The following is a 16,150-nucleotide window of genomic DNA, read 5'->3' as shown; positions in this document are numbered from 1 at the left end:
GGAGGGGAGAAGGGGTTAGCTGTATTCGCTGGTAATCTCGGCGGTCATTTCGGCCTCGTGGACCGCGACAGCCTTGACCAGCTCCAGGATTTCCGCGGCGCGGGCCTGGGGGATGATGACGACGCCGTCATCGTCTGCGGCGACGATGTCACCGGAGGAGCACACAATGCCGCCGATGGCTACCGGCTCGCCGATGACGCCCGGACCGTTCTTGAACGGGCCGGCGGGGGTGGTGCCACGTGCGAAGACCGGGAACTTGATCTCGGTGATGGTGGCGCGGTCACGGATGTAGCCGTCGATGATCGCCCCGGTTGCACCGGCGGCCTCGAAGCGCTGGGAGAGCTGCTCGCCGACGAGTGCGCGGTGCTCGTGGCCGAAGCCGTTGATCACCACAACATCGCCGGGCTCGATGTAGTTGAGGGACTCGATGACGGCTGCGTTGTCGCCTGCTGCACCCAGGACGGTGAGGGCTGATCCGACGCACTTGGCGCCGGTCCACACAGGGTTGATGTTGCCATCGACCAGGCCGAGGCGTTCCATGGCGTCGCCGATGTTGGCCACGGGGAAGGCTTCGAAGGCGCGGACCAGATCCCGCGGCGGACGGGTCCACTGTGCCTTGCGGACTGTGAGCTCAAGAGTCGTTGCCATGTGTTCCACCTTTGGGTTGGTCCGGGAGTCGGATGAGACGGCGATGCTGAGACGCCAATCACATATGAGAAAAGTTTCGCGTTTTTTTCCGAGTCCGTCAAGCCCTCGATGTTTCCGGCCTGTAAAACCTCGGCGTGGCGCACGTCTCCTGTGGGGGAACTCACAAGAAACCGTTGACTTCACCCGGTCAATGTGTGAATCTCTTCTCATTCGCGAAAGTTATCGCACTTCAAATCCTTTGGGAAGCAGCCGGCTGGGTTCGTTCGCATCCGCCCCGCCATGGTCTCCCGAAGGCGACCAGGAGGTTCACCCCTTATGCAAGGACGTTCCACGTTCATGGCCACTGCGGCCGCAATAACTGCCGCCGCGTTCCTCTTGACCGGTTGCACCACCGGAGGCCAGGGATCGGCGGGTGCAAGCACAGGCGGTGCCATGTCCACGGACACCATCCGGACCGCCCTCAACGCAGATCCCACTACTTTCAATGCTGCCAAGGCCAACGCCAAGGACGACTACGAGGTTGCCCGTTTCCTGTTTGACACCGTGGTCCGACGGGATGCCGACGGTAAGTTCATTGGCGGGCTCGCCAGCGAGTGGAAGTCCACTGCCACCGATGCCACGCTGACCATCCGTAAAGACGCGACGTGTGCGGACGGCACCCCCATCACTCCCACCATCGTGGCCAAGTCCCTCAGCTACTTCGCGGACCCTGCCACCAAGAACAACTTCGGCAAGCTGGTCTTTGGCCCGGGACAGCCCACCATTACCGGCGACGACGCAGCAGGCACGGTGGACATCAAACTCGCCCAGCCATGGTCCGAGCTCATCGGCGGCCTGACCCTCGCCCAGACCGGCATCATCTGCCCAGCCGGTCTTGCCGACCTGGAGGGCCTCGCGAAGGGCGCCGTCAAGGGTGCCTTTTCCGGTCCTTACACCCTGACCAAGGCAAGCCACGGCGTCAGCTACGACATGACGCTTCGCGAGGACTACAAGGCGTGGCCGCAGTACTCCAAGGCCTTGGAAGGTGTACCGGCCAAGACCGTCCGTTTCTTCCCCGGAGTCAACAAGACCACCGTGGCCAATCAACTCCTCACCGGCGAAATGGACGTCTCGGACATCGCCCCGGCCGATGTCCAGCGTTTCGAAGGCAACAAGGACTACACCGTCACATCTGTGCCCTTTGCCGGTATCTTCCTCTTGTTCAACCAGCGTGAAGGCAGCCCCTTCACCGACCCCGCACTCCGCAAGGCAGTTGCCCAGCTGATGAACCAGCAGGCGTTCAACTCAGCTGCCTACGCAGGCAAGGGCATCACCTACAACTCGATCGTGGCGCCGACCGTGCCATGCGTCCTCCCGGATAACTCCAGCCTCACCAAGGAAGACGCTGCCGCGGCCAAGGCAGTACTTTCGGGGAAGACCTTCAAGATGGTGGGAACCACCAGCATCGGTCCGAACGGCGCAGGCAGCACCTATGTCCAGGAAGCCCTCCGCGCTGCAGGGGCAACGGTGGAACTGCAGCTGGTAGACAACGGCACCTGGGCCACCATGACCCAGACCAAGCCCGAGACGTGGGACCTGACCGTACAGGGCGACGCCAACTTCGTTGGCACCGTGGCAGCCTCATTGACCCGTATTGCCGGTGTTCCCACGGAAAAGGGTGGCCGCAACATCGGTGGCGGCGAAAACGCCGACATCCTCGCAGAGATCGCCACCGCCCAGTCCGCCACTGATGAATCAGCCCGTTGCGACGCCTACACCAAGGCCCAGAAGAGCATCCTCAGCGACAACGACATTGTTCCGTTCGTCGGTGAACCGCAGATCGTCGCCCAGCGTTCCGGATTCTCCATCCAGGCTCCGTCCGGGATCGTCGACTACGCCACCATGCGCATCACCAAGTAGGCAAAGGCTCCACGATGACTGAACCAACCATGCTCTCCAAGGAAGTACAGATCCTCGAGAGCCAAACCCCGGGGGCCACAGGCCCCCGGGGCCGGGCCCTGAGCCTCTCACCCTGGGCCGATTATGCCCTTCGCCGCGCCGGCGGTGTCCTTCTCTCCGTCGCCCTGCTCGTCGTCGTGACCTTCTTCATGGTTCCGCTCATCCCGGGCGACCCGGCAGTGGCAGTGGCAGGAGCGGACGCCACCACCGAACAGATCGAAGCCATCCGCAACAGCCTTGGCCTCAACGATCCCCTCTACATCCAGTTCATCAACTACGTCGGCGGCCTCTTCACCGGCGATCTCGGTGAATCGTTCGCTTACAGCACGTCGGTGTCACAGATCATCGCCACCAAGCTGCCCTTCACCGCGGAGATCGCACTCTTGGGCATCATTCTGGTGCTGCTGGTCTCCGTGCCGGCCGGCATGATCGTGGGCATCCTGACCCGGGGTGGCCGGAAGAAGTGGCTGGACGTGTCCTTCGGGATGCTGACCGGTTTCTTCCAGGCCGTCCCGCAGTATGTTGTCTCCACCATGCTGGTGGTGGTCTTCGCCATCATCCTCAAGGTCCTCCCCGCAGCCGGAGCGGCATCACTGAGCTCGCTGATCCTGCCGGTGATCGGTCTCTCCATCGCGCCCATCTGCTCGATCGCCCGCGTGGTCCGTCGGGAGACTTCCACCGTGCTGGAACAGGACTACTTGCGCACCGGCCGCGGTTGGCGCCTGCCGGCACTGCGCCTCTATGCCCGCCACGCCCTGCCCAACCTGCTGACCACCGCACTCACCCTGGCCGGACTCATCCTGGCCGGCATGCTGGGCGGCGCGATCATCGTGGAAAACGTCTTCAACTGGCCGGGCCTGGGCCGCGAGATCGTCACTGCCATCGTGAACAAGGACTACCCGGTGATCCAAGGCATCATCCTGGTTCTTGGCTTCCTGGCCATCGTGCTCAACCTGCTGGTCGATGTCATCCTCGGCCTCATCGATCCCCGTACGCTCGGAGGAAAATCCAATGGCTGAGACAGCCCGTCCCCGCCGCCGGTTCCGTTGGACCACCGGCCTGATCGTCGGCATCGTTTTGATGTCTATCATGGTCCTCACAGCACTCATCGCGCCGATGTTCCTCACCGACGCTGCGGAGAAGCTCACTCCAAACGCCTCTCAGGGACCCAGCCCTGAGCACTGGCTCGGCACAGACGACTTCGGCCGGGACGTCCTTGCACGTTCCCTGGTCGCCGCTCGACTGACGTTGCTGATGACCGCGGCAACCACGGTGATCGCCGTCGTCGCCGGTATTGCCGTTGGTACTGCCGTATGGCTGGCACCGCGACGCATCCGTACGGCAGTGCTGCGGGTCATCGAAGCCGCAGTGGCCTACCCAAGCCTCATCTTCTCGCTGCTGATCGCGGCGATCCTGGGCCAGGGCACGTGGTCTGCCGTGCTTGCGATTTCCATCGCAAGCATTCCTGCCTTTGCGAGGTTGACGGCGAACATGGCTGCGTCGATCTCGCAGCGGAACTACGTTTCCACGGCCCGGCTGCTGGGCGTTCCCGGCCCGCACATCATCACCCGGCACCTGCTGCCGAACATGGCCGAACCTCTCCTGGTCCTCACGGCCACGGTGTTTGCCACCACCCTGATCGACCTCTCCAGCCTGTCCTTCATCGGCCTTGGCGTGCAGAACCCCGAGTATGACTTCGGCCGGCTCCTCAACGAGGCCCTGGTCAACATCTACTCGCAACCCCTGCAGGCCGTGATGCCGTCCATCATGATCACCATCACCGGGCTGTCCGCGATGCTCATCGGCGACGGACTCGCTGCCGCAACCGACCCCCGGGGTGGACGAAAGTTCGGCAGCCTCCGGAAGGCATCGGAGGTTCCTGCCTCTTTGCGTGCAGACGCCGAAGCGCTCGTTGAGGTGGACAACCTCACCGTCACCACGCCGTCGGGACTTCCCTTGGTGAAAGGAGTCTCGCTCAGCATCCATGCGGGCGAAGTGGTAGGGCTTGTGGGGGAGTCCGGGTCGGGGAAGTCGCTGACTGCCATGTCCATTGCCGGTCTCTTGCCCGAAGAACTCGGAGTGAACGCCAGGACCATGCGCCTGGGAGAGATGGACCTGCTCAAGAAGAACAACCCGCGCGAACTGGCAACCTCGATCGGGCTCGTGTACCAGGACCCCGGGACCAGCTTCAATCCGGCCCTGCGCATCGGCTCGCAGCTGACGGAAGTCAGCCGGGTCCACCTGGGTCAATCCGGCAAGACCGCGTTCGGCCGTATGGTCAAGGCCCTTGCCGATATCCGGATCACCCAACCGGAGAAGCGCATGAAACAGCACCCGCACGAGCTGTCCGGTGGCATGCTCCAGAGGGCAATGATCGCCTCCACTTTGGTCACGGATCCGCGCCTGATCATCGCGGACGAACCAACCACCGCCTTGGATGTAACTGTCCAGGCCGACGTGCTCCGGCAGTTCCGCACCATCAACCGCGAGATGGGCACCGCCATGCTGTTCATCTCGCATGACATTGGTGTGGTCCAGGCGCTGTGCGACAAGGTCATCGTCATGAACGGCGGCAAGATCCTCGAACGCCTTACGGGTGAGGAACTGGCTGCCGGGAAGGTCAAGCACCCGTACACCAAGGCACTCCTGGCAGCGACACCGTCCATTGCTGAGCGGCGGGCTGAGCTGGTCACGGTGCAGGCTTCGGACTTTTCCATGGATGAAGTTTTTGACGACGATTCGGCCGCCGACCGCGGTACGACCAAGACCGAGGAGACCGCGAAGTGACTGCCGTTCTTGAAGTGAACGATGTCCGTGTGACGTTTGGCTCCGGTCGATCCGCAGCCACCGTCCTGAAGGGCGTCAATGCGAGCATCCAGGCCGGGAAGACCTTGGGGATCGTGGGGGAGTCCGGGTCGGGGAAATCCACCATGGCCAAAGCCATCGTCGGCCTGGTCAAGCCCAGCAGCGGTGTGATTTCGTTTGAAGGCCGGGATGTCATGAAGATGTCCGGAGCCGAGCGCCGCCGCATGCGACGTCTCGTCCAGATGGTTCCGCAGGACCCGTATTCTTCATTGAATCCGCGGCGCACGATCGGCCAGACGCTCGCTGAGGCCATCGATCCCTCGCGGGCCAACCCCAGGGAACACCGGGAGAAGATCTCCTACTGGCTTTCGACCATCCGCCTGGACCCGGACGTTGCCGAGCGCTACCCGCACGAATTCTCCGGGGGGCAGCGGCAACGCATCGCCATCGCGCGTGCCCTGGCCGTCGAGCCGAAGCTCATCATCGCCGACGAGATCACCTCCGCCTTGGATCTCTCTGTCCAAGCGGAGATCCTTAACCTGATTGGCAGGCTGCGCAAGGAACTGGACTTGACCATGGCCTTCATTTCCCACGACCTCGACGTTGTGCACCACGTCAGCGATAACATCCTGGTGCTGTTCCATGGTGAGGTTGTTGAATCCGGAGACGTCGACGCCGTCTACGGCAACCCACAACACCCCTACACCCGTCGCCTGATTGACTCCGTCCCAGGTGGTCCCGGCTTCGACATCGGACCTCGGAGGGCAGTGCCGGTGTGACGCCTCTTTGCAGGACGGGGCTGCGGCGCAGGTACAGTGGCACGGTGAACTTTGCTGTGGCCCCGGACGGCACCGAACTGGCCTGGGTTGCCCAGGGAGCCGGCGAACCGCTGCTGCTCATCGCCGGGCAGGCCACGGCCATGGACGGTTGGGGCCCGACGGCGGAACTGCTGGCCCGCTTTTACCGCGTCATCCGCTTCGATCACCGGGGGATCGGCAGCAGTGGCCGGGGCCAGGCCAATCGCTACACGACGCGTCTACTGGCCGCAGACGCTGTTGCTGTCCTGGATGCCGCCGGTGTTTCCTCGGCTCACGTGTACGGGCATTCCATGGGCGGGCGGATTGGACAGTGGTTGGCGGTCGATTTTCCGGAAAAGGTCCGCACCCTGGTTCTGGCCGCGACAAGCGGTGGACGCTGCGACGACCCCGGGACGCACGCTGACGCGGCTGCGCTCGAAGCGCTGGTCAGCGGAGACTTGGAGCGCTTGATCCCGCTGTTCTTTGAGGAGGAGTGGGCGCGCCGCAATCCGGATGCCGTCCACACATTCTTCACGTCCCGTGCCTCGGCCTGGGCCAAGGCCCGGCACTTCCAGGCCAGCCGCGAGCATGATTCCTGGAGTGAACTCAGCTCCATCAAGGCCCCCACCCTGATTTTGCACGGTACGGACGATCCCCTGACACCGCTCCGGAACGGCATACTGCTTCGGCAGCACATTCCGGGCTCGGTACTGGTGCGGGTTCCCGGCGCGGGCCACGGCCTGCATCTGGACCGTCCGGAGACGATCGACTGGATCCGGGAGTTTATTGCGAGGAAGCGGCGCTTAGCTGGCCAGATGTCGTGAAGGCTTGGATTGCGTCTTCGCCGAGTAGTGGACCTTTCCGCTGGTGCGGGGCCTGCCAGCTTTGGTTGCGCCCACCCCGGGGACGTCAACGGGCCTGATGATGGCGGGCAGCTTCATCTCGGATAGTTTTTTGACGGTTGGCGACGTCGGGCGCTTCAGCTGCTCGTCAAGTGTCACCTTGAGTCGGGCAGCAAGGATTTCGCGTCGCAGTTTCCTGAACACCTGGTCCTTGTGTGCCTTGTCGCTAAACTTCTGCTGGTCCATCTGCCCCCTCCCGCTCGATCTTGGCTCCATTGTCTCCTGCTACAGGGTGCCCGTCCATGATGTAGAAACTGCGGACGACCCCTTCTTCTTCCTTGTCGAGGCCTCCAAGGTTGGCTGCCTCTTTGAGGAGTTCTTCAATGTTATCGTCTTGCATCCCGGTGTCCGTGACTTCCCACACAGCGTCGAGAAGTTCCTTATCTTTCACGTCGGCAAGTTCGCTCCTGGCCAACAGGTCAAGCATTCCGGCTCCGTATGAATTCAGTACATCGTTAGCGGAAGCAGTCGCTTCCAAGGCCCATTGTGTGCGGCGCCACCACTCGGCGCGCGCGTCTGCCTCGCGCTTCTGCTTGATGGTCCACCAGCCGATGAAAAATGCGACCACTGCGGCCGCCAGTGTTGCATATGAACCGAAGGCTCCCCAGACCTGCCAAGCCTGTGCTTCATGAGGTTTGAGGTCCTGCACTGCCTCAATGACCCTGCTCAGTAATTCCTGAAACTGCTGCTCATCCATGGGGCCGGCTAAGGGTTGTTTGCTTGCGGGTGGACCCGTGCGGGGCGTGGGTGACTGACATCAGTGGCTATCTCAGACCGAAGATCATTGTCGGTCACCTTTGCATCAACTCCGTAGTTTTAAACACGTAGGTGAAGGCTCACGCGCATCAAGGTGACACTAGCATCTGCCTTTACGCTTGCTTACGTGCGTCATGCCGTTATCCACAAGTACGGGGAACCACGACACCGGAACCTGGTCATCCGGCGCGCAAGTACCCCACCAACGCGTCAACAATGGACAGCTGCCCCTTCACGAGCTTGGTGCGGGCAACGGCTTCCGGGAACCAGCGCGCGTCGTCGATCTCCGGGAACTCCTGAATGGACCCTGAACCCTTGGGCCACTCCATGGGGAACGTGTTGCTCACCACCTGGGCAGGCTGGAATGTGCCGGCCTCTGCGGCGTAGGCCGTGATGAGCTTCCCGGAAGGCTGCCGGAACACGCCCAGCGGGTGGTACTCCACGTCGGGCGGTGGTGTGCCCATCTCTTCGGTGAATTCACGCTTGGCGGCGGCCAGGGGGTCCTCGTCCTCAAGATACTCACCCTTGGGGATGGACCAGGCGTGCAGGTCTTTCCGCGCCCAGAATGGCCCGCCCATGTGGGCAATCCACAGGTCAAGATCCCCGGAGGATTCCCGTCTGTAAAGGAGAATCCCTGCGCTGCGGATGGCGATGGTGACTCCTCGTGGCGGGTGACGCATGAACGTGGCTGACAAGGAACAGGCTACTCCCCGATGCGTCATCGTTATCCAATTGATGGCGGAACGTGCGAATTACATGCATGTTTTGGCTTCCGACAGCCTGCTGTCTATCTCATAATCAAGGAGTTGCAGGTTCCCTGTGGGGATGGGACCTGTTGCGGTCCCCGGTGTGCGCCGGGGACGTCTCTGGGCGCATCAAATGGAGGTACAGCTATGTCGTGGTCAAGGAGGCACCTTCCACACGGAAGAAGAATCATGGGGCTCGCCGTCGTCCTGGCGGTGGGCCTCTCAATGTTTGCAGGGGTAGGGCCGTCACAAGCGGCCAAGAAAGCGGCCGTGCTTGAAGATCCCGGACCCGTGGGAAGTTTTTTCTGGGAAGGGTTCAACTGGCAGAAGCGGTTTTGGGGCGGAGCCCCCATGTACAACGGCACGTGGGACCCCAATAACGTCAGTGGTCCGGACGCCAACGGCTACGTGAAGCTGTCCATCAGCAATCCCACCGGTTCAGCTCCCGTAGGGGCAGAGTTCCAGTCGACGCGTGAGGGCTTCGGCTACGGAACCTACAGCACCACGGTGGAGAAGGACGTCAGTGCACTCCAGAAGGAAGTGGTGTGGGGCTGCCTGTTCACCTACGACCCCAACGCCTACCCGGGATACACGGAGATCGATCTCTGTGAAGCGTCCGCCTGGGGTGGAGGAGCTGCCTACGGTGAGGACTGGCCGGTGGTGCAGGGCCACGGTTACTGGTTCGACGCCACCAAACCTCCGGGGCAGGGGAACAACACCATCAACTTCGACACCACCAATGCGCCGATCCTGACCCACCGTATGGTGTGGGAGCCCGGCAAGATCACGTTCGAAACATTTGCCGGGGTTAATGCAACGGGAACGCTGCTCAAACGAACGGTCCTGCAGGGGTCAACAGTGCCCGTGCCGGCCAAGGAGCAGATCCACTTCAACCTCTGGGTTACCGGCGGTGGCGGCGGAGATCCAGCCCATGTTGCTCCTGAATCGGTGACGATCCGCGACTTCTCCTTCGTTCCGGGAATCCCGCTGACCGCCCCCACACCGACCGTGACGGGCACAGCCGCTGTCGGTTCCACGTTGACGGCCAACCCGGGAACCTGGACCAGCGGAACGTCCTTGACGTACCAGTGGTTCCGGAACGGCGCCGCTATTGCGGGGGCAACAGCCTCCAAGTACGTCCTGGCAGCAGCTGACCAAGGCACACAGATCACGGTGAAGGTCACGGGAACCAAGAGCGGCTACGCCACAACCACCAAGGAATCGGCACCCACGGCAACGGTCGTGGCCGGCACTTTGGCAGGACCCACACCTACGGTCTCGGGAACCTTGGCTGTCGGCTCGGTCCTGACTGCCAACCCCGGTACCTGGACCTCCGGCACCACGTTGAGCTACCAGTGGTACCGTTCGGGCGTGGCGATCACCGCGGCAACGGCCAAAACGTACACCATAGTGGCCTTGGACCAGGGTGACACCCTGCGTGTCCGCGTGACGGGAACCAAGCCCGGCTACACCACCTTGGCCAAATTCTCGGCCAACACGGCGATAGTTCCCTAGGAACTGAAGAACAAACAACAGGCCCGCGGTGCGTCGCGTTGGGGGATGGTTTGACGCAACCGCGGGCCTGTTGGGCTTTGTGACCGGACCGTGGATCAGTCTTTCTGCGCCCGGACGGGTACGATCCGCTTGACGGCCATACCGAGGGCAAGCATTGCGAACGCTGCCAGCGCGAACCAGAAGAGGTCACCAGCTCCCGTCATGGCGAGGGCTCCGGAACCTGTGGCTCCTGCGAAAGCTCCGGCGGCGGGTGCTGCTGGGTTGTTGTACACGGGTGCTTTACCAAACTTTCTTTCGATTGAATGCTGCATCCAGGTAGGCCTTTGCATGAACGGCCTGCAGGAAGACGTCGATGACGGTTTCGTACATGGTGGCGGCCAGAAGCATGTACCTCCAGCCCCGGTAACGCACAGTAACGATGCGTTCCACAATGAAGATGCCGGTTACGGCGACCCAGAAGGGCTGCAGGTGCAGGCCCGTTCCGGAGGTGATGGAGTAGATGATCGAGCCGAGGTAGGCAACGGTTACCAGCACACCGATCATGGACAGGAACTGCCGTCCCCAATAGGCCCTGGTGACGCTGGTCCAGCCGTACTGCACGCAGTTTTCCACGGCACCGCGCTTCCAGCGGAGACGCTGCGCCCAGAGTTCACGCCACGTGGGCATGACCTCCGTGACCAGGGTGCAGTTGGCCGGGGAAGCGATGCGGTAGCCAAGAGTGAGCAGCGCGAAGGACAACTCGTTGTCTTCGGTCAGGACAGAGGTGTCATAGACGCCGCCGTTGCCGTTGCCGGGAGGCAGGGTTCCTTCCAAGCGGGCCGCTACGACATCGCGAAGCGTCTTCGCCCGGAACAGGGCCGCGGTGCCGGTAACCACCAGGCACCTCCCGTGGAGGCGCTTCACATCGCGGGCATAGCGGGCGTATTCGTTGCGTTGGAGGTGTCCAACGAATCCGCCGCCGGGACCGCCACTGAACACGCCGCCCACTGCCCCGAGCATGTCGTCCTTGAGCAGGTTGGCCGTTGCGTTCTCGATGAAGTCCAGGGCCAGCTGGGAGTCGGCGTCCTGAACCAGGATCAGGTCTTCGGGATCGGCATCCGGCAGGAGCGCGCTGAGCGCGAAGTTCAGCGCGCCTGCCTTCTTGTCCTTGTTCCCAACGGTCCGGATCACCTCGGCGCCCTGGGCAAGCGCGAGGATCTCCGTATCGTCGGTGCAGTTGTCAGCGACAACGATCACGCGGTCCGGCCGGCGGGTCTGGTTGTTGAGGGAAACCAGGGTGTCGGTGATACCTGCGGATTCGTTGTGTGCGGGTACCAGGACAGTGACCACTCCGCCGGCAGCCCGGTGGGCGGCGCGGCGGGTCTTGACGGAGGTGTCCGCTGCTGGTGGCTGCAGGGTTTGCGTGCTCATGGCGGTCCTTTCCGTGGTTGTCCCGGTGAGCTGACACGCTTAGATTTCCAAGGCCAACACAAGAAACGACCGCGCAAAGGATCAAGAAATCCTCAAGCTTTCCCGCAATTTTTCCCATTCCACGTCATGTTTTTTGGAAGCGGAACAATAGTGCCTCGCTGCGCCTTTAAACGTTCGACACGCCAGATTCCCATCGGATAACCCGCACCCTGATCCGGCGCCCCGGACCTCCGGTGATGGGCACTTAAAACAAGAGGACGACGCCGGGTGGTACCGGCGTCGTCCTCTTGTTGTGTTTGGTCCGGGCTGCTTAGCGGCTCAGGCTGACGGTGAAGGTTTTCGGTCCGCTCATGGTCACGGCGATTCCGCAGTTTTCTGCAGTTGCGCGGGGTGTGAGGTCACGGATGGCGGCATCGATGGTGTGGTCGATGGACGCCTGGTCCCAGATCTTCAGCGTGATGGAGTCAGTATGTGTCGTCATTGTCAGTACTTTCACTCAGGCTGTTTGACAGCCCCAAGCCTCTTCGCCCGGGGCCGCATCCTCGTCGGTGAGGTTGCTGATTCAGCTTGTATGGGAACGGATTCCCTCATTCATGGTTCATGCTGACAGCCCCGGATGACAAGCGAATCGGCGCAAGTGTGACCGATTACACGCTGCTCTTTACTCCGTGTAACCTGTGGCGGTGCTGATGCCCCGCCAACGGTCAACTTCAGACCGCACAGCTTGGTCCACCGCCTCGTACGCCCTGACGGCATCCGCTCCCAGGAGCAGGAATGACGGAGTGTCCGGGGCTTCGACGGCCTGGATGATCGCCTGGGCTGCCTTGCGGGGGTCACCTGGCTGGGTGCCGTGGACCGTGTCGTTCTCCTTGCGGCGTTTACCGGCCGTGTCCGCGTAATCGTCAATGGCTTGGGCTGACTGGGTCAGCGACCTTCCCGCGAAGTCGGTCCGGAAACCACCGGGTTCCACGGCAGTGACGGTGATCCCCAGCGGGGCCAGTTCCTTCTGCAACGACCCGGAGATGCCTTCCAGTGCAGCCTTGGTGGCCGAGTAATACCCCGAGCCTGGTGGGCAGATGCGGGCCCCGATCGAGGAGATGTTCACAATGGCGCCCGAGCGGCGGGAACGCATGCCGGGAAGGGCGGCCTTGATCAGGGCAACGGGACCAAACACGTTGGTGTCGAACAGTGCGCGGATGTCGGCGTCGTCGCCCTCCTCAATGGCGGCGCGGTAGCCGTAACCGGCATTGTTCACCAGCACATCCACGCCACCGAACCGTTCTTCGGCCTGCCTCACCGCATTCTCCACCTGGGCCGGTTCCGTGACGTCGAGCGCTAGGGCGAGTGCCGTCGTCGGGAATTCAGCGGTCAGGTCCTGCAAACTGCCGGTGTTGCGGGCGGTCACGACCGCGTTATGGCCCCTGCCGAGGACAGCCTGCGCCAGCGCGCGGCCAAGTCCGGTGGAGCAGCCAGTGATGAGCCAAGTGGTCATGATGTTCCTTTCATGGTTTGTCCCTTCAACTGAACGCTACCCGGCGGCGGAACGGGAGGGACCGCCTTTACAGGTACCGGCAGTGCTCCCCAACGCCTATCCGAGGTCCAGGGTATAGACCACCAGCTGCACCTTCGGTGCAGGGCGCGGCTTCTCCCGCTCGGGCCGCCGGACATAACCGAGCCGCCGGTACAGGCGCTGCGACGGTTCATTGTCGACGGCGGTGTCCAGCACCACGCGTTTGGCACCCTGGGCGGTGGCGATCCTCGCGGCTTCGTCCATCAACCGCTGGCCAAGGCCGGTGCGGCGGGTTTCGGGCAGGACTGCGAGGAGCCTGAGTTCCGCTTCGCCTTCTTCCGCCTGCCGGCTCAGGGAGGAACCGTAGGGCAACAGGCTGGCGGTACCCACCAGACGGCCGGTGTGCACATCCTCGGCAACCAGCAGCAGGCCTTCGTTGGCACGGGCCGCCGCGTCGAGCAGCAGGTTCAGGCGCTCGCCGTCGGGCTGATGGGCGCCGGGCAGGTGGTGGCCGAAGCCTTCGTACGTCAGCCGCCCCACGGCGTCGTACTCTTCGTGGCGGGCCTCGCGGATCAGGTAGGTGCCGGTGGCGGCGGTTGCTTGGGTGGTCATCTTGGTCCTTTCGACGACGGCGGTCCGCACGACGGCGGTCACCGCACCTCCGCTGGGACGCGGCTGGGCAGTGGTTCCAGGCCGAGGTGGGATTTGAGGGTGGTGCCGGCGTATTCGGTGCGGGCGAGGCCGCGTTCCTGGAGGATCGGAATGACACTCTTTGCGAAGCGTTCAAGGTCCTGGGGGAGGAGGGAAAACATCAGGTTGAAGCCGTCGGCAGCTCCCGCGGCATGCCATCTTTCCAAGGACTCCGCAACGTGCTCCGGAGTGCCGATGAAGTCGTTGTTCCGTTTATCGCCGGTGAGGATCGAGTAGAGGTCCTTGAGGGTCACCTCGTCCTCGCGGCCCCGGATTTGTTCGCCGGCAGAACGGAAATCCGAGCGGGGGTTGGTGATGCGGGGGATACCGGCCTGGGCCACCGTGGCATCCGCGCCCAGACGGGTGAAGTCGACCGTGCCTTCCTGGACGGGGGCCGCGAAATACTCCTGCAGGAAGTCCAGCACCTGCTGGTCGGTGATCAGGCCGTCCAGTTCGCGGATGCGCTCCAGGGCTTCCTCTTGGCTGTCCGCGACCACGGGGGAGATGGCCTGGTAGACGTACAGTTCGTCCGGGTTCCGGCCGAATGCCGCTGCCTGTGCCCTGACGGAGTCGCGGTATCGACGGGCCTGCGGGATGTCCGGGTGGCTGGCAAAGAGGGCGTTGGCAAACCGGGCGCCGAGCTGCTGGCCCGGACCTGATGTGCCGGCCTGTGCCAGCAAGGGGGAGTGCTGCGGTGAAGGAGCAATGTTCAGCGGTCCGGCGACTTGGAAGAATTCGCCGTCATGGTTGAGCCGGTTGAGTTTGTGGCGGTCGAAGAACGTCCCCTGTGCCTTGTCATAGACGAACGCGGTCTGGTCCCAGGAGTTCCAGAGCCCCTGGGTCACTGTGACGAATTCCTCGGCCCGCCGGTATCGCAGGCTGTGGTCGAGGTGCTCCTGCGCACCGTAGTTTCCCGCGGTGCTGTTGGTCAGGTCGCGGGTGGTGACGATGTTCCAGCCAACCCGCCCGCCGCTGATATGGTCCGCGGTGAGGGCAGCCCTCGCAAAGTTGTAGGGCTGGTCATAGGACGTTGAGGACGTCGCGATCAGGCCGATCCTGTCCGTCACCGCACCCAGGGCCGTGACCAGTCCGATGGGGTCGAAACGGTTGAGGATGCCCGGATTGCTGGTTTGGTCAATGGCCAGGGAATCGCCCAGGAAGATGGCATCGAACTTGGCATCCTCGGCAGTCCTGGCCAATTTCACTTGGTGGGCGAAATCGATGCTGGCCTGCGGGAACGCCGAATCGTGGCGCCACGACGCCAGATGGATGCCCGTCCCTACGAGGTAGGCGAAGAAATGGATCTGCCGGCGTTCGCGCGCGAGGTGCTGGTTCATTGGTGTTCCCGGGTGTTATGGAATGGCCGGGGGCGGTTGGCTGTGTGGCGCAGCGGACCGCCCCCAGACAGCTACTTGGTCTTCTTGATGGCTGCTTCTTCGGCAGTCAGGACTTCCTGCAGCTTGGCTGCCGTCCAGTCCGCCTTGAACTGCAGGTTGCCGTCGTTGAGCTTGGTCACCGAAGCTTCGACTTCCGGCGTGTGGTAGGCGTCCACGATCTTCTTCCAGGTGGGATCGTCCTTGCGGTCCGCCTTCACCACGAAGCCGTTGATGTACGGAGCCAGGGACTCCGAGTTCAGGTCTTCCTTGAAGATGATCTTGTCGTCGCCAAGTCCGCCCTTCTGGGCCTGGGTGTTGTTGACGACGGCGGCTTCCGTGGTGCCCTTGAGCGCGTTGACGGTCTGGTTGCTGTCCACGGGGACCACCTTGATCTTGCTGGAGGTGATTTCCGCCGGGGTGGAGAGCGAGTTGCCGCCATCCTTGAGCTCCAGCAGGCCGGCCGTCTGCAGGTTCAGGAGTGCCCGTGCCTGGTTGGTGGGGTTGTTGGGGATGGCTACCTCGGCGTCGGCGGGAAGTTCGCTCACGGACTTGTACTTTTCCGAGTAGAGCGCCAGCGGGTAGACCGCGGTGGCGCCAACGGGAACCAGCGTGCCGTTGCTGTTGACGTTGAACTGGGACAGGTACTTCAGGTGCTGGAACAGGTTGATGTCCACCTGGCCCTGCTGGGTGGCCGTGTTGATCTGTGCGCCGTCGGTGAAGTTCTTCACCTCCAGGTCGATGCCCTGGTCCTTGAGTTTGTTCTTCACGATGGTCCAGTGCTCCTCGGCACCGTCGTCCACACCGATCACCACCTTGGTGTTCCCTGAGTTTGAAGAGCCTCCCGCAGCACCCCCGCACGCTGACAAGGACAGGGCGGCGATAAGGCCGACGGCGGCAACTAACAGGCGGTTCTTCATGATGCTTCTCCGTACAAAGGTGTTGATGCGAATGACAGGTACGGGGTATCCCCCACGCCTCACGCTAGGCATCCCACGCGGTGAGGACGAACGCGTCCGCAACACTCCGAAACCCTCCGTCAAGGAACGAAACCCCAGGT

Annotated in this window: 17 protein-coding genes; 6 read left to right on the top strand and 11 right to left on the bottom strand. The window is 62.8% G+C overall.

Translation table 11 applies throughout. The features are described 5' to 3' along the window. Positions 1–15: 15 nt before the first annotated feature. Positions 16–648: an RraA family protein gene (locus ACPFL9_RS17160; protein ID WP_426004075.1), complete on the bottom strand. Its 633-nt coding sequence runs from the start codon at positions 646–648 to the stop codon at positions 16–18. Positions 649–963: 315 nt separating this feature from the next. Here ACPFL9_RS17160 and ACPFL9_RS17155 point away from each other — a divergent pair, with 315 nt between their 5' ends. Genes ACPFL9_RS17155 through ACPFL9_RS17135 form a run of 5 tightly spaced genes read left to right on the top strand, consistent with a single transcriptional unit; the run spans position 964 to position 7,012 of the window. After that, on the top strand, positions 964–2,547 hold the full coding sequence (locus ACPFL9_RS17155; RefSeq protein WP_426004074.1) for an ABC transporter substrate-binding protein: 1,584 nt from the start codon (positions 964–966) through the stop codon (positions 2,545–2,547). Positions 2,548–2,561: 14 nt separating this feature from the next. Beyond that, positions 2,562–3,605 carry an ABC transporter permease gene (locus ACPFL9_RS17150; RefSeq protein ID WP_426004073.1) on the top strand — a complete coding sequence of 348 codons (1,044 nt, stop codon included), beginning with the start codon at positions 2,562–2,564 and terminating at the stop codon, positions 3,603–3,605. Then, positions 3,598–5,373, top strand: a complete 1,776-nt coding sequence (locus tag ACPFL9_RS17145; protein ID WP_426004072.1) for a dipeptide/oligopeptide/nickel ABC transporter permease/ATP-binding protein — start codon at positions 3,598–3,600, stop codon at positions 5,371–5,373. Before ACPFL9_RS17150 ends, ACPFL9_RS17145 begins: the two co-directional genes overlap by 8 nt. Further along, positions 5,370–6,170, top strand: a complete 801-nt coding sequence (locus ACPFL9_RS17140; protein WP_426004070.1) for an ATP-binding cassette domain-containing protein — start codon at positions 5,370–5,372, stop codon at positions 6,168–6,170. Before ACPFL9_RS17145 ends, ACPFL9_RS17140 begins: the two co-directional genes overlap by 4 nt. Before the next feature lie 44 nt (positions 6,171–6,214). After that, the gene (locus ACPFL9_RS17135; RefSeq protein WP_426004069.1) at positions 6,215–7,012 is read left to right on the top strand and encodes an alpha/beta fold hydrolase; all 798 of its coding nucleotides are present in this window, start codon (positions 6,215–6,217) and stop codon (positions 7,010–7,012) included. On the opposite strand, the gene ACPFL9_RS17130 is transcribed toward ACPFL9_RS17135, so the two are convergent. The 3 genes from ACPFL9_RS17130 to ACPFL9_RS17120 form a co-directional block, all read right to left on the bottom strand. Next, positions 6,992–7,276: a hypothetical protein gene (locus ACPFL9_RS17130; RefSeq protein ID WP_426004068.1), complete on the bottom strand. Its 285-nt coding sequence runs from the start codon at positions 7,274–7,276 to the stop codon at positions 6,992–6,994. The two genes, ACPFL9_RS17135 and ACPFL9_RS17130, sit on opposite strands and share 21 nt — an antisense overlap. Further along, a complete protein-coding gene (locus ACPFL9_RS17125; protein WP_426004067.1) occupies positions 7,257–7,787 on the bottom strand; it encodes a hypothetical protein in 531 nt (176 codons plus the stop codon). Before ACPFL9_RS17125 ends, ACPFL9_RS17130 begins: the two co-directional genes overlap by 20 nt. A 238-nt stretch (positions 7,788–8,025) precedes the next feature. Beyond that, the gene (locus ACPFL9_RS17120) at positions 8,026–8,499 is read right to left on the bottom strand and encodes an NUDIX domain-containing protein (protein WP_426007604.1); all 474 of its coding nucleotides are present in this window, start codon (positions 8,497–8,499) and stop codon (positions 8,026–8,028) included. 282 nt (positions 8,500–8,781) lie between these two features. Here ACPFL9_RS17120 and ACPFL9_RS17115 point away from each other — a divergent pair, with 282 nt between their 5' ends. Continuing rightward, complete coding sequence (locus ACPFL9_RS17115) at positions 8,782–10,107, top strand: hypothetical protein (RefSeq protein ID WP_426004066.1); 1,326 nt, start codon at positions 8,782–8,784, stop codon at positions 10,105–10,107. A 95-nt stretch (positions 10,108–10,202) separates the two neighbouring features. Here ACPFL9_RS17115 and ACPFL9_RS17110 read toward each other — a convergent pair whose 3' ends face one another. From ACPFL9_RS17110 to ACPFL9_RS17080, 7 genes are all read right to left on the bottom strand, one after another. Continuing rightward, on the bottom strand, positions 10,203–10,379 hold the full coding sequence (locus ACPFL9_RS17110; protein ID WP_426004065.1) for a hypothetical protein: 177 nt from the start codon (positions 10,377–10,379) through the stop codon (positions 10,203–10,205). Between the two features lie 7 nt (positions 10,380–10,386). Continuing rightward, complete coding sequence (locus ACPFL9_RS17105; protein WP_426004064.1) at positions 10,387–11,517, bottom strand: glycosyltransferase family 2 protein; 1,131 nt, start codon at positions 11,515–11,517, stop codon at positions 10,387–10,389. 310 nt (positions 11,518–11,827) lie between these two features. Then, positions 11,828–11,998: a hypothetical protein gene (locus ACPFL9_RS17100; protein ID WP_426004062.1), complete on the bottom strand. Its 171-nt coding sequence runs from the start codon at positions 11,996–11,998 to the stop codon at positions 11,828–11,830. Between the two features lie 180 nt (positions 11,999–12,178). Further along, entirely contained in the window at positions 12,179–13,009 is an 831-nt protein-coding gene (locus ACPFL9_RS17095) for an oxidoreductase (protein ID WP_426004061.1), read from the bottom strand. Between the two features lie 96 nt (positions 13,010–13,105). Continuing rightward, entirely contained in the window at positions 13,106–13,639 is a 534-nt protein-coding gene (locus ACPFL9_RS17090) for a GNAT family N-acetyltransferase (protein ID WP_426004060.1), read from the bottom strand. A gap of 38 nt (positions 13,640–13,677) precedes the next feature. Continuing rightward, positions 13,678–15,054: an LLM class flavin-dependent oxidoreductase gene (locus ACPFL9_RS17085; protein ID WP_426004058.1), complete on the bottom strand. Its 1,377-nt coding sequence runs from the start codon at positions 15,052–15,054 to the stop codon at positions 13,678–13,680. Positions 15,055–15,125: 71 nt separating this feature from the next. Then, positions 15,126–16,010 (bottom strand): MetQ/NlpA family ABC transporter substrate-binding protein, encoded by an 885-nt coding sequence (locus tag ACPFL9_RS17080; protein ID WP_426004057.1) that lies wholly within the window; start codon positions 16,008–16,010, stop codon positions 15,126–15,128. Positions 16,011–16,150 lie beyond the last annotated feature (140 nt).

Origin of the sequence: Paenarthrobacter sp. NyZ202, assembly GCF_049860755.1 — a bacterium.
Taxonomy (GTDB): Bacteria; Actinomycetota; Actinomycetes; order Actinomycetales; family Micrococcaceae; genus Arthrobacter.
Note: the sequence above shows the minus strand (reverse complement) of the source record. Positions and strands in the feature narration are given on the sequence as shown.

What these genes read in the sequence shown, in the direction of transcription:
- ACPFL9_RS17160 (WP_426004075.1), bottom strand. Translation starts at nt 648, where the DNA reads ATGGCAACGACTCTTGAGCTCACAGTCCGCAAGGCACAGTGGACCCGT.
- ACPFL9_RS17155 (WP_426004074.1), top strand. Translation starts at nt 964, where the DNA reads ATGCAAGGACGTTCCACGTTCATGGCCACTGCGGCCGCAATAACTGCC.
- ACPFL9_RS17150 (WP_426004073.1), top strand. Translation starts at nt 2,562, where the DNA reads ATGACTGAACCAACCATGCTCTCCAAGGAAGTACAGATCCTCGAGAGC.
- ACPFL9_RS17145 (WP_426004072.1), top strand. Translation starts at nt 3,598, where the DNA reads ATGGCTGAGACAGCCCGTCCCCGCCGCCGGTTCCGTTGGACCACCGGC.
- ACPFL9_RS17130 (WP_426004068.1), bottom strand. Translation starts at nt 7,276, where the DNA reads ATGGACCAGCAGAAGTTTAGCGACAAGGCACACAAGGACCAGGTGTTC.
- ACPFL9_RS17125 (WP_426004067.1), bottom strand. Translation starts at nt 7,787, where the DNA reads ATGGATGAGCAGCAGTTTCAGGAATTACTGAGCAGGGTCATTGAGGCA.
- ACPFL9_RS17115 (WP_426004066.1), top strand. Translation starts at nt 8,782, where the DNA reads ATGGGGCTCGCCGTCGTCCTGGCGGTGGGCCTCTCAATGTTTGCAGGG.
- ACPFL9_RS17105 (WP_426004064.1), bottom strand. Translation starts at nt 11,517, where the DNA reads ATGAGCACGCAAACCCTGCAGCCACCAGCAGCGGACACCTCCGTCAAG.
- ACPFL9_RS17100 (WP_426004062.1), bottom strand. Translation starts at nt 11,998, where the DNA reads ATGACGACACATACTGACTCCATCACGCTGAAGATCTGGGACCAGGCG.
- ACPFL9_RS17095 (WP_426004061.1), bottom strand. Translation starts at nt 13,009, where the DNA reads ATGACCACTTGGCTCATCACTGGCTGCTCCACCGGACTTGGCCGCGCG.
- ACPFL9_RS17090 (WP_426004060.1), bottom strand. Translation starts at nt 13,639, where the DNA reads ATGACCACCCAAGCAACCGCCGCCACCGGCACCTACCTGATCCGCGAG.
- ACPFL9_RS17085 (WP_426004058.1), bottom strand. Translation starts at nt 15,054, where the DNA reads ATGAACCAGCACCTCGCGCGCGAACGCCGGCAGATCCATTTCTTCGCC.
- ACPFL9_RS17080 (WP_426004057.1), bottom strand. Translation starts at nt 16,010, where the DNA reads ATGAAGAACCGCCTGTTAGTTGCCGCCGTCGGCCTTATCGCCGCCCTG.